Genomic DNA, 13681 nt, shown 5'->3' with positions numbered 1-13681 from the left:
TCAGCAGAATACTCATCAAAGAAGGACGTAGATATATAGTAATTGAATCTTTTCTGTTACTCAATTACCAAAAAAGAATAAGATTTTAAAAACTAGTAGCGTTGTACTCTCTTTACTAAATGCGCTCTGGGAGCAGCGGATAACTCCGCATGCAAAATTCACAACTCGTATTTACTTATATTGAGAAATCCTATCTTTGTGCTTCATAAAGTAAGTGGAGGAGGTTTTTGATGATTGGCTTCATCATTTTGATAGAACAATAAAAAATAGCTTTGCCGTGTTTAGAGGGTATATGTTACAAACAATTACGAAGATAACCTTAAGCGTATTACTAACAGGAATAGGGATAGATGTTTTTGCCCAAAGTAATGACACGCAGGCCTATAGCTTTTTGAAAATACCAACATCGCCCACAGTTGCTGCTTTGGGAGGTATTCAGAATAACCTGAAAGATGTCAATGGCTTTTTCCAAAATCCTGCACTTGTCGATTCTTCTCAAAAAGGTAAAATTTCTCTCAACTTTATGCCTTATTTTCAACAGTCAAAATTGCTTTCGGCTACGAGCAATTTTGCTGCATTCGGGCGTAGTTGGGGTATAGGTGTACAATATTTAGACTATGGTGATTTTGTTACAACTGACCCACTTGGAATTCAACAAGGACAGTTCAAAGCCAATGATTTTGCGCTTAGTTTAGGAACATCACAACAGCAAGGCAATATCCGTTTTGGTGCTAGTCTCAAGCTGGTGGGCTCTACCATCGAACAATATAATTCTACAGCTTTATTGGCAGATATTGGCGCTATTTTTATACATCCCAACCAAGAACTTTCTTATTCTTTGGTCGTCAAAAATTTTGGTTTTGTGCTCAAAGATTATTCTCCTACCAGCGATAGTCAAGTGCCTTTGGATGTACAAATGGGGTTGCATTTTAAACCTCTAAATATGCCCGCCAAGTTTTCGTTGATGGCACATCATCTTTACAAATATGACATAGCCTACACTAACCCCAACGTGGTAGTTACCGACCTGAATGGTAATATCATAAGCCAGAAAGCTGGTGTGGTTGATCAAGTAGCACGACATTTGGTGTTTGGGGTAGAGTTATTATTTAGTAAAAATCTTCAAGCACTCATCGGATATAACCACCTTCGTAACCGAGAATTAAGTTTGACAAAAGGTTCAAATTTTGGTGGCTTTTCGGTTGGTTTACGTTTCAAGACAAAATATCTTGAACTGTCCTATAGCTATTCTGGTTATCATGCTAGCGCTTCAGCCAATAGTTTTGGATTGATTTTAGACTTGAAAAAAATAGTAAAATGATATTTCTCTTTGGGAAATCTTGTGATTGCGCCCAAAGAATTCAATAAATTTACCGAAAATATACGTTAACTAATTTCCCTAACGAAAACCTTAGAATTACTTGAGTTTGCCTTATACTTACTGATGTAATTCTCACGATTGAAAAATATGAATATGACAAACTTAGATGTATTAACTCCAAAACAGATTGTAGAAGAGCTAGACAAACATATTATTGGTCAGCACGATGCAAAGAAAAACGTTGCGATTGCCTTACGTAACCGTTGGAGAAGAATGAATACCCCTGCTGATATTCAAAAAGAGATTACACCTAATAATATTTTAATGATTGGTTCGACGGGTGTTGGTAAAACTGAAATTGCTCGTCGTTTGGCAAAATTAGCAGATGCGCCATTTACCAAAGTGGAAGCTTCTAAATTTACTGAAGTTGGCTATGTCGGTCGTGATGTTGAATCAATGGTCAGAGACTTAGTCGAATCTTCGGTGCATTTGGTACAACTATCCAAGAAAGAAGCCGTAAAAGATAAGGCTACCGAAGCAGTTGAAGAAATTATTTTGGAAGCACTTGTGCCGGCGATGCCAAAAGTTTCGAAAAAAGCTAAAGCAGAAGCTGCGGCCAATCCAGATGCTATGCCTGTTTCGGATGAGGAGTTGAATCATAAAACGAGAGAGTTATTCCGTGAAAAGTTACGTCGTGGCGAATTGGAGCATCGTAAGATAGAAATTGATGTGAAAGCCTCGAACTCTCCCAATATCGGTGTAATGGGTGGCCCAATTGACGAGATGTCCATGATGAATATTCAGGAGATGATAGGGGGAATGATTCCTAAAAAGCAAAAGAAAAGAAAACTTACGATAGCTGAAGCTCGCAAAATTTTGATGGAAGAAGAATCTTCAAAATTGATTGATATGGACGAGGTAAAGGAAGAAGCCATTCGTAAAGCCGAAAATTTAGGGATTATTTTTATTGATGAAATTGATAAAATTGCCTCTAATCGTAGTGGCGGAGGTGGTCCAGATGTAAGCCGTGAAGGTGTGCAACGTGATCTTTTGCCGATTGTGGAAGGTTCGACCGTAAATACCAAATATGGCGTGATCAATACCGACCACGTTTTGTTTATTGCTGCTGGAGCTTTCCATGTGTCGAAGCCAAGTGACTTGATTCCTGAGTTACAAGGTCGTTTTCCTATTCGTGTCGAACTACAAAGTCTGAAAGAAGAGGATTTTTATAGAATCTTGAAAGAACCAAAGGGTGCATTGACAAAACAGTATGAAGCTTTACTAGCTTCTGAAAATGTTGAATTATCTTTCAATGACGATGCGCTTCAGGAAATTGCAAGTATAGCCTACAATGTCAATACCGAAGTCGAAAATATTGGTGCTCGTCGTTTACAAACAGTTATGTCACATTTGCTTAATGATTTAATGTTTGATATTCCTGATGTAATTACGCCAAATGCTAAGGTTGTTGTGACGAAGGAATTGGTAAAAGAACGTTTAGGAGGATTGGTGAAAAATCGTGATTTAAGCCAGTTTATTTTATAAATTGTATTAGAATAATGAAAAAGCTCTCTAGTAATAGAGGGCTTTTTTTATGTAAATTAATAAATTTGCTAAAAGCTTCAGGCTTTTTTATTATCCAAACAAATACTAATTATAAATCTTATGTTTAACTATGTATTACCCAGAGGCTTAAAGGTTTTAGCTTTAAGTCTTTTGAGCATTAATTTACTTTTTGCTCAGACCAATCGCTCGTTACCTCGGAGCACTCCCGAAGCCGAAGGCGTTTCTTCCGAAGCCATCAATCAATTTATCGAAGCAGCTAGTAAAAGCAAACATGAGTTTCATAGCTTCATGTTATTGCGCCATGGCAAAGTGATTTCAGAGGCTTGGTGGGCTCCATATCGTTCGGATTTGAAACATACCATGTATTCGGTTAGTAAAAGTTTTACAGCGACTGCCGTAGGATTTGCAGTAAGTGAAAAAAAGCTTTCTGTGAATGACCCTGTAATTTCATTTTTCCCAGAAGAAACACCTGCTCAACCTTCCGAGTTTTTAAAACAATTGAAGGTTAAAGATTTGCTTTCGATGAGTGTAGGACATAAAACTGACCCGACTTTTGAAATTGCGAGCAAGAATGAAAATTGGATCAAAGCATTTTTGAATACACAAATTGTCAACGAGCCAGGTACTAAGTTTTTATATAACTCGGCAGCAACTTATATGCTATCGGCGATTGTTCAGAAAGTTACGGGTCAAAAGATTTTGGACTATTTAAAGCCACGTTTGTTTGAACCACTGGGCGTAGAAGGAATCGACTGGGAAGTAGACCCACAAGGTATCAATGTAGGTGGTTGGGGTTTGCGTTTAAAGACGGAGGATATGGCCAAATTTGGGCAACTATTCCTTCAAAAAGGTGTTTGGAATGGCAAACAAATTTTGCCAAAAGCTTGGGTTGAGGAGGCTTCTACCATGAAAATCATGCAAGACCCTTCAGCACCGCAAGATAAAAAGGATGCGAGCGATTGGTTACAGGGATATTGCTATCAAATGTGGCGTTGCCGAAATAATGCCTTTAGAGGTGATGGTGCCAATGGACAATTTATCATTGTTATGCCAGATCAAGATGCCGTTGTAATTATCACAGCTGAAGCGCCAGATATGCAATCTGAAATTAATTTGGTTTGGGAATATCTTTTACCAGCACTCAAAACGCAAAAAGTACCTACCAATAAAGCTGCTTATGCAAAGTTGAAAAATACGATTCAAAGCCTCAGTTTACCAATTCCACAGCAACAGGCCAACTCTACGATTCAGGCGAATATTCAAGGAAAAACCTTTGCAATTACCGCTGGCGATGTAAGCTTTAAATACATCAAATTTGATTTTCAGGATGGTACTTGTGCTGTAAAAATAGGAACAGATACAGTAGCTCATGAACTAAAGTTTGGTTCAGGTAAATGGATTTTTGACCAAACTACTAAGCGGGGTCCTTATTTGGTGGCTGGCGCAAAAGCTAACCGAACAGGTTTGCCTGCTTTTAAGATTGCAGGAAGCTATACTTGGCAAGATAATAATACCTTAATCCTCACTTTGCGCTATATCGAAAGTCCACATACCGAAACCATTGTTTGCAAGTTTGATGGAGATAAGGTATCAGTTGATTTTCAGAATATTTTTAATCAGAATACAAAGCGAACACTATTCAAAGGTATTCAGACGGTTTCTCGTACAAATGCTCCCAAATTAATCATTCGTGGCGACGATATGGGATATTCACATTCAGGAAATGATGCTTTGATTCAATCATATCGTAACGGAATCGAAACTTCTATTGAGGTGATTGTGCCATCGCCTTGGTTTCCTGAAGCGGTAAAATTGTTGAAAGATAATCCAAATATCGATGTCGGTTTACACTTTGCTATTACTAGCGAGTGGGATAATGTAAAATGGCGACCGCTCACGGATTGTCCTAGTCTCAAAAATGCCGATGGTTATTTTTATCCCATGCTTTTTCATAACAAAAATTACCCTAAACAAGCGGTAATGGATCAAGATTGGAAAGTGGAGGATATTGAAAAAGAGCTTCATGCTCAAATCAAAATGGCTTTGAAGTATATCCCAAGACTAAGTCATGTTTCAGGACACATGTTTAGTTTGGGTTTTGCTCCAGAGGTAAAAGAAATGGCAAAACGAGTAGCCAAACAGTATAATTTACCTATGGTTGATACAGATGGGACGCAGGATTATAAGATAAATTATACAGGTTTTGATGCAAGAGGCTTGAATACACAACAAAAAATAAAAGCATTTATCGAAATGTTTGACAAACTCGAAGATGGAAAAACGTATGTATTTGTAGAGCACCCAGGACTAGATAATCATGAATTACGCGCTATTTCGCACATTGGTTACGAAGACGTAGCGGAAGGACGTCAGGATGTGACGACTATTTTTACTAGCGAAGAAGTACGAGAAGCAGTTGTAAAAAAAGGAATAGATCTTGTGAGCTATAAGGAAGTATTACAAAAATTGAAATAGAATTTAAGTTGTGTGCTTTAGGCACCAGGCAAAAGTCACTAGGCAAATAGTTTTAAAATGTTTTTAACAACTAAAGACATACTTTTTCCCAAGGCCCACGGCCAAAAGCCGATACCTGAAAGCCTAAAGCACAAATTAAATTTTATTTTGCGCACTAACCTACACTTCCGAAATCCAACATCCGATATCCGAAAGAACCTTTTTTAAAATCCTTCGTATAATCCTAATTCTCATAATATTTTCCGTAACTGAGCGGGTAATATACCTAATTGTTCTCTGTATTTAGCGACTGTTCTTCGGGCAGTTGGGAAACCTTTTTCTTTCAATATATCCGTTATTTGGGAATCGCTGAGCGGAACTTTAGCGTTTTCGCTAGTAACTATTTCTTTTATCACCTGTTGAATAGATTTGTTGGATACCCAATTGCCATCCTCTTTTTGTGTAGCTTCCGAAAATAAATCCTTTAAATGTATTAACCCGAAAGGAGTTTGCGCATACTTTCCACTTGTAACCCTCGAAACGGTTGCAATATCCATATCAATAATGTGAGCAACATCTTTCAAAATCATAGGCTTAAGCAACTGAATATCTCCCGATTGAAAATATTCTTTTTGTAACCTAAGAATAGTTTTAATGACTTTCTGCATCGTTTTTTCTCGTTGCTCAATCGCCTGAATAAGCCACTCAGCTTGGGTAACCTTTTGCTGAATAAAAGAAGAAGCATTTTTAGAAAATTGCTGTTTAAGATTGTTAGCAACAGGCTCATTAATTTTGATTTTTGGGAGCGAACTAGAATTCAAACTTGCTTCTAACTGATTCATTCCCTGAATAATAATATAGTCGGGCACGACATACTCTTGTAAAGAATGCGTAAGAGGTTTGGCGTGAAGTGGATGCACATTTAGCGATAAAATAAGTTTCAGTACTGCCTGTAATTCTTCTTCACTCAGTGCCAACTCGCGCATGATTTTATCAAATTGCTTATTAGCAAATTCTTGAAAATATCGAGCAATTATCACTTTTGACTTTTCTGCAAGCGAAGAAAAATTGTTTTTAAGCTGGAAAAATAAATATGAGGCAGGGTTTTTGCTTGCTAAACCTTGTGGCTCTAGTTGCTGAATAAGTAGAATGGCATCATTTACTTCAGATTCTTCTACGAAGGTATTATGAGCAAAAGATATGTCGTCAGCTAAATCTTCAGGTTCGTAAGGTAAAAAGCCATGTTCGTCTAATGAATGTATGATATATCGACAAATTTCTGCTTGTTTGTGAGAAATACTTAAATGATGAATTTGCTCTAAGACTTCGTCGAGTAGCGAGGTGTCTTGTCGAAGTTGAAGCGTCTCGAAAGATGTACCAGCATTTATTTCGGTAAAACTATAGTTTGAACTACCTTCTTCGTCGATTTCGTCCCAATCTTTAAAATTGGAATTTTCCGACAATGAAGAAGAGTTTAAGACATCATCATCAAATTCATTATTAGTTTTTTCTTCTAGTTCTAACAAAGGGTTTTCGGTAAGTACCTCTTCTATTTTAGTATGAAGTTCGAGTGTAGAATATTGAAGAAAATTAAGCCATTGAATTTGTTTAGACGATATTTTAAGTTGTTGTTTGGTATTTTGTGTTAGGTTCAGCATATTTTCATGTATAACATATCAGTGTGTAATAGTTATTTCAAAGAAAGCACCGAATTTTAAAAAAATATAAAAAAAAAGTGAAATTCCGACGAATATCGGACATATAGGAATAAACCGTAAAAAAAGGCTTAGATATTGATGAAAAATCTCCGAAAGCCTGTAAGTTTGTATCACAGCTAATTTGTTATTATAGAGAAATCTCTACATTCTGTAGAAAACTTACCACATTACTTTTATTCATGTATAACTCTCTCCGAAACGTAGTCATATTATTTGCGGGAAGTATTGTGTTACTGGGTATGCTTTCTTTTTCGGCTTACCACGAGGTACGTGAATCTCTCGAATACGCAAGATCGGTGGAGCGTATGCACGTAATTCAGCATGAAGCGGAGCAATTAGGCGCCACGGTCAAAGAACTTGAAAATTCGCATAAAGGGTATGTCTATAAGCATGAATCTCAATACTTAAACTTGATTTTTGCATGTAAAGAACAAATCATTAGATTGCTGACAACCTTGCAACAAAGAGTAAAAGATAATGAAAGTCAATTACTTCGCTTGGAAGCATTTAAAAGAGGTTTTCGAAGACATATTGCTATCCTAAATAGTAGTATTCGTTATGCACGTGCTGAAGAGAAAGTTGATGAGATTGCAGTCTCAAAAAGTCAAATCCAAGCCAATCAAATGCTGCGTGATTTGAGTAGTTTCCAAAATTATCAAAAGCAATTGTTGTCGGTTCGTGGTATGCAAAAAGACCAAACTGACAATCAAATGAGTCGCAAAATGTTCTTATTTGCGTTATTTACAGTGATTTTGCTGTTGGTTAGCTTTGGATTAATCTTTTCGGAACTACGCAAACGTATTACTTTTCAAGATGAATTAGAACGAAAAATTGAGGAACTCAAACGCTCCAATTCTGAATTAGAACAGTTTGCTTACGTGGCATCACATGATATGCAGGAGCCATTGCGTAAAATCAGGGCTTTTAGTGATATGTTATTGATAAGACAAAGAGCAGTATTGAATGAGGATGGTAAATCTACGCTTCAAAAAATTGCCAAAAGCTCTGAGCGATTACAAAACCTAATAAATGATTTGTTAGCCTTTTCGAGGTTGGTCAACAAAAATGCACAAAATGTAGAAACAGTATCCTTAGATGTGCTACTATCTGACGTGCTCAAGGACCTTTCTATATTGACTATCGAAAAAAATGCTATTATCGAATACGATCATTTACCAACTATTTCAGGAGTAAATTTTCAACTACATCAGCTATTTTTGAATCTGATTAGCAATGCGCTAAAGTTTAGTAAAAACGGGATTGCACCTCATATTACTATCCGTTATAGATTATTGCTGGGAAGCAAAATATTTAATATTCCAGAAGTTAAACCATTTTTAACCTATCATGAAATAACCATCTCAGACAATGGGATTGGTTTTGAACAAGAGTACGCCGACAAAATCTTTATGATTTTTCAACGATTACACGCTAAAAGTCAGTTTGAAGGTACTGGAATTGGCCTAGCAGTTTGTAAACGTGTTGTGACCAATCATAACGGATATATCAAAGCCGAATCTGTTCCAAATCATGGTGCAACATTTACTATATATTTGCCAAATAACCGCAACGAAGAATGAAACACTTACCAATCTTAATTGCCGATGATGACGAAGATGATAGATTTTTGATTAAAGCAGCATTTGAGGAGTGCGGTTCTACGATTCCATTATTTTTTGTACAAGATGGATTAGAACTCATGCAGTATTTGAATAATGAAAATGCTTATGCCGATGCCAATGTATATAAGCAACCTTCGTTGATTCTTTTGGATTTGAATATGCCTAAGAAGGATGGAAGAGAAATTATTCAAGAAATGCGCTCCAATAGCAATTTTAAGGCGATTCCAATTGTAGTCTTGAGTACTTCCAATGCACCTAGCGATATTAAAACTTGCTATGAATTAGGAGCGAATAGTTTTATTACAAAACCATCCTCTTTTGAAGGACTGCTCGAAATTATTAAAAATCTACAACAATTCTGGTTTGTAACTGCTTCATTACCGCAATAAAAATTAAAGGCTCGCAATTTTATTGCGAGCCTTTAATTTTTAAGATTCTTGAGTAAGGATAAGACGATCAAATCTATCACTCTATTTAACTATGCTTTGTTGGTTACTTCCTGCAACTTGGCTTTGCCAGTCTTCAATGTTGAAAGCAAATCATCTGTAAGATTGCCAGTTCCATCCTTGATTTTTTTACGCAAGTCTTTTCCTTTTTCTGGTGCTAAGAGCATACCAACCACTGCTCCAGCTGCTGCTGCTGCGAACAAGCTCAATGCGATTTTCGTGTTTTTTGTCATGGTACAAAGGATTTATAAGTTGGAGACGTTTTTGTTTTATATACTTTAAACGCACACAATATCTTAAATGTTACCGAATAGAGCTTAAAATTGACTTAAAATTTGAGTAAGCGGTTAGACATGGAGCTTGGCATGATTTTTTTTCTTAACTATATAGACTGAGAAAACGTTTAGATATATAAACATATATAAATCATCTCTCAATTGATTTGCCAAGTTAAACCCATTATTATCCCTTATAACCTTATTGCTTTTGCATGTTGACAACAACTGATGTTTTACAGTCAGAAAACTCAGGTAATTTGAAGCCTTTTGCCCTGATTGTGGATGATGAAGTAGACACTTGTTTACTCATAAAACTTTTTTTACATAAAAAAGGAATTGAAGCCTTTCAGGCTCATTCTTTAAGCGAAGGTATTTCTAAAATAATCGACCTGTCGCCTAAATGGGTGTTTCTCGATAATAATTTACCTGATGGACATGGTATCGATAAAATACACGACATAAAACGGATTTCTCCTGAAACTCAGATTGTGATGATTACAGCTTTGGGGAAGATTAAAGATATGGCCTTTAGTTTGGGTGTCGACAAATTTATTGAAAAACCTTTATCATTTGCCTCAATTGAATGCGCTATCCATTAGAATGTCTATAAAAAGCAAGGAGAGTCTAATCATTAGACTCTCCTTTTTTATTAAAGTAAGGATTATAAATACAATAAATGTATTGACAAAATTGTGCCATTTTATGTTTTTTGAGTTAATTGTCTGTTTTATAGGTCATTGTGTTTCGCTAGATGTGAAGTGATATGATTGATGTGAGAAAATTTCCACAAAATAGGGGAGAGAATTCTACACTTAAAATCTTAACAAAAGTCAATAACTGTTTATGCTACAACTAAATCCTTTTGACATAAAGGAATAGTTGTTGAGCTAAAAATACCTGCTATTGGGCTTTATTTCCTGTTTGAAGGCTATATTTGCATCATTGTTTCAAAAATCTTACTTTGTTCCGCCCTTCTAAAGTAAGAGTATATAGCCGATCTTTTTCCCTAGCATACTTGATAACTTTGCTTTGTTAGCATAGTATAAGTTTTTCAAAATATTCATTTTCAATGTTGTTTTCGCATGTATATTTCCGTGCGTATATAGATAAAAATGCTCCTTCTACTTGTGAAACACATTGTAATTTGAATGGACGGCTTCGCTTTTGTGAAGCCGTTTCCATTAAAAAAGCCCTAGAACAAGATGCTCAAGGGCTTTTTTAATATACAACGATTCAATGAATAGCTTTGCTATTATCTGTTTTTAAAATGCTCACGCTTTCCTCCACGGTCACCTTGCTCACGAGGGTCACCTTCTCCGCCTCTCAATCGTTTCATCAACATTTGATTGAAAAGTTGTTCTGTTTTGTACAATTCAGATACTTGACGAACATTCAAAACTTTTAAGAATTTGCTTTGATATTCTTTTTCTAAGTCAACTTCTTTTTGTCTGAGATTAAGAATTTCCTTCAAGTTGGCTGCAATTTTATCATCGCTAGTTGTCAAACTGCGTGACTCAGCGGTAATTTGGCGAACATTTTTACGAATTTCACCTCTTTTGGTATCATAATCATTAAAAATTGGCCAGAACGCTTTTGCTTGTTCTTCTGTCAAATTCAATCGATTGGTAATAAGTCCAAGGCGAGCGGCTTTTATTTTTTCTCTACCACCACGTTGTTGCGGATCGTCCTGTGCAGTTGCAGCAAAGCTCACAGCGAAACCTAATAATGCGATTAAAACAAATAACTTTTTCATGTTTTTGGTAAGTTTTAAATAATCTATTTGTTGTTTAGATACAGCAACACCAAAGACTTAAATATCCTCGACAACATCTTGCGTGTCGATGCTTTGAATAATGTCTTGAGATGATAATTTTAATTCATCTAACACCTCAGAATCTTCGATATTGGTAGAAGCACTAACCTCTGTTTCGTCGATATGCTCGATATAATCAGCTTGATGAATGTTTTGATGAACTAAATAGCCTTCGATGTCCTCTGTTTTCACACCAGAGAGAGATTCTTCACCAATTGAGTCTTGACGAGGCATTAAAGTAAAATACCCCAATACCGCTACGAGTGTACAAGCAGCTAGGCTTGCCCAAGTGCGTCTTGCCGACCATGTTACCAAGGGAACCGTTTTGGTTTTGGCAGAAGTTCGTGCTTGAATTCGCATAGGCAAATCCTCAAAGTACCCATCAGGAACTTGAAATACAGTTTCTTTAGGGAGTTTATCAAGATCAAATTTATTGGATGAATATTCCATGGCATTAAATTTAGTAAAGGATAAATATCGAGGCCTCAATATTGTTCTTACTATTTTGGTTCTTTGACAGGCCAAATTTTGTAAGGTTTAATACAGGATAAAAAATGTTTGAAAATTAAGTATCAGTGCAAAATAAAATCGCATTAATATGCTTTAGGTAGTAAGCCCTTGGCATTAGATAAAAAAAGCTTCTATAATTACATGAAAACACTTTTTAACTTTTGCCTACGGCATAAAGCCTAGAGCTTATAACGAGTGAAATTATGTTACTTTTGCCCATTTGCTCAGTAAAAAAATAAGTGATATTGCACTGTTTCAAGTTTTCTACAAATATTATAGAGAAGGTTACATTTTAATTATCATGCTCTTCAAAATACAGTTCAATTTTTTTTACAGCCAAATGATAAGAAGCCTTGAGCGCCCCCACAGACGTGCCTGTAATATCGGCGATATCTTCATATTTCATATCGTCGAAATATTTCATGTTGAAAACCAAACGCTGTTTGTCTGGAAGAGTGAGTAGTGCTTTCTGTAATTTAAGTTGAATCTGTTCGCCCGATACCAAATCGGCTGATTCTATCTTGTTAGAAAGTTCTTCGGTAATATCGTTGATAGGAAGAAAGAAGCGACGTTTTTTCTTGGCCAAAAAATTCAAACATTCGTTGGTAGCAATGCGATAAAGCCAAGTGTAGAGTTGTGATTCGCCTTTGAAGTTTTCGAGGCCACGCCAAGCCTTAATGAAGGATTCTTGTGTAAGGTCATCGGCATCGTCATGGTCAATAACCATTTTTCGGATATGCCAATATACCTTTTGTTGGTATTTGCGTACCAACAAATTGAAAGCATAATTTCGAGAGTCTGGGTGGTTAAATTTTTCGATTAACTCGTGATCGTTCATATAATTCTCTCAATGTTTAGAAAGTCGATAAGAAGAAGTCTATCAACTAACGAAAACGTAAACAATTTCTTTCAAAAAGAAACTATCTTCATTGGGTTAACAACTAAGATAGTCTCTTTATGAAAGATAAAAAAGAGAATTATCTCAGAATATTAAGCATTTTTGCGTTCGATAGCTTTGAGTGCTTTTTCGACGATGCTAGTAGCATTTAAGCCGTATTTTTCCATCAATTGTGCAGGAGTACCAGACTCACCGAATGAGTCGTTCACACCTACATATTCAAGAGGTACATAGTGATGTTGTACTAACACTTGAGCAATTGAATCGCCCAAGCCACCATTTACCTGATGTTCTTCAGCCGAAACTGCACAACCTGTCTTTTTAACAGAGGCTAAGACAGCTTCAACATCCAAAGGTTTAATTGTGTGAATATTGATAATTTCAGCATTGATACCTTTTTCAGCTAAAATTTCACCTGCTTGGATAGCTTCCCAAACTAAGTGACCTGTAGCAAATATACTCACATCAGTACCTTCATTTACCATCCAAGCCTTACCAATTTCGAATTTTTGGTCAGCAGGAGTAAATACTGGTACTACTGGACGACCAAAACGCAAGTAAACTGGACCTTCATATTCGGCAACAGCAATAGTTGCAGCTTTAGTTTGGTTAAAGTCACATGGGTTGATTACAGTCATGCCTGGAAGCATTTTCATCAAACCGATATCTTCCAAAATTTGGTGAGTAGCACCGTCTTCACCCAACGTCAAACCTGCATGAGAACAAGCAATTTTTACGTTTTTGTTTGAATAGGCTACTGACTGACGGATTTGGTCATAAACACGACCAGTACCGAAGTTAGCAAAAGTGGTAGCGAAAGGAATTTTACCACCGATTGTCAAACCAGCTGCAATACCTACCATGTTAGCCTCAGCGATACCTGTTTGGAAGAAGCGCTCAGGGTTTTCTTTAATAAAAGCGTCTAGTTTAAGAGAGCCAATTAAGTCAGCACAAAGTGCCACTACATTTGGGTTGGTTTGTCCCAACACCTGCATACCTGCTCCGAAACCTGAGCGAGTATCTTTTTTCTCTGTGAATGTGTATTTTTTCATCTT

13 protein-coding genes are annotated in these 13681 nt (G+C 36.4%); 7 read left to right on the top strand and 6 right to left on the bottom strand.

Annotated elements, in window-relative coordinates:
* Positions 1 to 292: 292 nt before the first annotated feature.
* The 3 genes from porQ (at position 293) to QM481_RS02085 (ending at position 5362) form a co-directional block, all read left to right on the top strand.
* Positions 293 to 1321, top strand: a complete 1029-nt coding sequence (gene porQ, locus QM481_RS02095) for a type IX secretion system protein PorQ (protein WP_283380472.1) — start codon at positions 293 to 295, stop codon at positions 1319 to 1321.
* A 153-nt stretch (positions 1322 to 1474) separates the two neighbouring features.
* The gene (hslU, locus tag QM481_RS02090; protein ID WP_095163529.1) at positions 1475 to 2866 is read left to right on the top strand and encodes an ATP-dependent protease ATPase subunit HslU; all 1392 of its coding nucleotides are present in this window, start codon (positions 1475 to 1477) and stop codon (positions 2864 to 2866) included.
* Between the two features lie 120 nt (positions 2867 to 2986).
* Positions 2987 to 5362, top strand: coding sequence for a ChbG/HpnK family deacetylase (locus QM481_RS02085; protein ID WP_283380471.1), 2376 nt, complete (start codon positions 2987 to 2989; stop codon positions 5360 to 5362).
* 230 nt (positions 5363 to 5592) lie between these two features.
* On the opposite strand, the gene rpoN is transcribed toward QM481_RS02085, so the two are convergent.
* Entirely contained in the window at positions 5593 to 6999 is a 1407-nt protein-coding gene (gene rpoN, locus QM481_RS02080; protein ID WP_283380470.1) for an RNA polymerase factor sigma-54, read from the bottom strand.
* Positions 7000 to 7238: 239 nt separating this feature from the next.
* Here rpoN and QM481_RS02075 point away from each other — a divergent pair, with 239 nt between their 5' ends.
* Both QM481_RS02075 and QM481_RS02070 read left to right on the top strand, forming a co-directional pair.
* On the top strand, positions 7239 to 8639 hold the full coding sequence (locus QM481_RS02075; protein ID WP_283380469.1) for a sensor histidine kinase: 1401 nt from the start codon (positions 7239 to 7241) through the stop codon (positions 8637 to 8639).
* Positions 8636 to 9070: a response regulator gene (locus QM481_RS02070; RefSeq protein WP_166553437.1), complete on the top strand. Its 435-nt coding sequence runs from the start codon at positions 8636 to 8638 to the stop codon at positions 9068 to 9070. The genes QM481_RS02075 and QM481_RS02070 overlap by 4 nt, the downstream gene beginning before the upstream one ends.
* Positions 9071 to 9159: 89 nt before the next feature.
* Here QM481_RS02070 and QM481_RS02065 read toward each other — a convergent pair whose 3' ends face one another.
* Positions 9160 to 9360: a YtxH domain-containing protein gene (locus QM481_RS02065; RefSeq protein ID WP_095163449.1), complete on the bottom strand. Its 201-nt coding sequence runs from the start codon at positions 9358 to 9360 to the stop codon at positions 9160 to 9162.
* A 257-nt stretch (positions 9361 to 9617) separates the two neighbouring features.
* Here QM481_RS02065 and QM481_RS02060 point away from each other — a divergent pair, with 257 nt between their 5' ends.
* On the top strand, positions 9618 to 10004 hold the full coding sequence (locus tag QM481_RS02060; protein ID WP_283380468.1) for a response regulator: 387 nt from the start codon (positions 9618 to 9620) through the stop codon (positions 10002 to 10004).
* Between the two features lie 470 nt (positions 10005 to 10474).
* Positions 10475 to 10627, top strand: a complete 153-nt coding sequence (locus QM481_RS02055; protein WP_283380467.1) for a hypothetical protein — start codon at positions 10475 to 10477, stop codon at positions 10625 to 10627.
* Between the two features lie 30 nt (positions 10628 to 10657).
* Here QM481_RS02055 and QM481_RS02050 read toward each other — a convergent pair whose 3' ends face one another.
* The 4 genes from QM481_RS02050 to QM481_RS02035 all read right to left on the bottom strand — a co-directional run bounded on the left by QM481_RS02050 (position 10658) and on the right by QM481_RS02035 (position 13678).
* Positions 10658 to 11158 carry a Spy/CpxP family protein refolding chaperone gene (locus QM481_RS02050; protein ID WP_205691017.1) on the bottom strand — a complete coding sequence of 167 codons (501 nt, stop codon included), beginning with the start codon at positions 11156 to 11158 and terminating at the stop codon, positions 10658 to 10660.
* Between the two features lie 57 nt (positions 11159 to 11215).
* Positions 11216 to 11668: a hypothetical protein gene (locus QM481_RS02045; protein WP_283380466.1), complete on the bottom strand. Its 453-nt coding sequence runs from the start codon at positions 11666 to 11668 to the stop codon at positions 11216 to 11218.
* A gap of 352 nt (positions 11669 to 12020) precedes the next feature.
* Positions 12021 to 12566: an RNA polymerase sigma factor gene (locus tag QM481_RS02040; protein WP_283380465.1), complete on the bottom strand. Its 546-nt coding sequence runs from the start codon at positions 12564 to 12566 to the stop codon at positions 12021 to 12023.
* Positions 12567 to 12718: 152 nt separating this feature from the next.
* Positions 12719 to 13678: a transketolase family protein gene (locus QM481_RS02035; RefSeq protein ID WP_283380464.1), complete on the bottom strand. Its 960-nt coding sequence runs from the start codon at positions 13676 to 13678 to the stop codon at positions 12719 to 12721.
* Between the last annotated feature and the right edge of the window lie 3 nt (positions 13679 to 13681).

The organism is Flectobacillus rivi, from assembly GCF_030056655.1.
In the GTDB taxonomy this organism is placed as follows: domain Bacteria; phylum Bacteroidota; class Bacteroidia; order Cytophagales; family Spirosomataceae; genus Flectobacillus; species Flectobacillus rivi.
The sequence above is the reverse complement of the archived record's forward strand: the minus strand, read 5'-3'. Positions and strand labels throughout refer to the sequence as shown.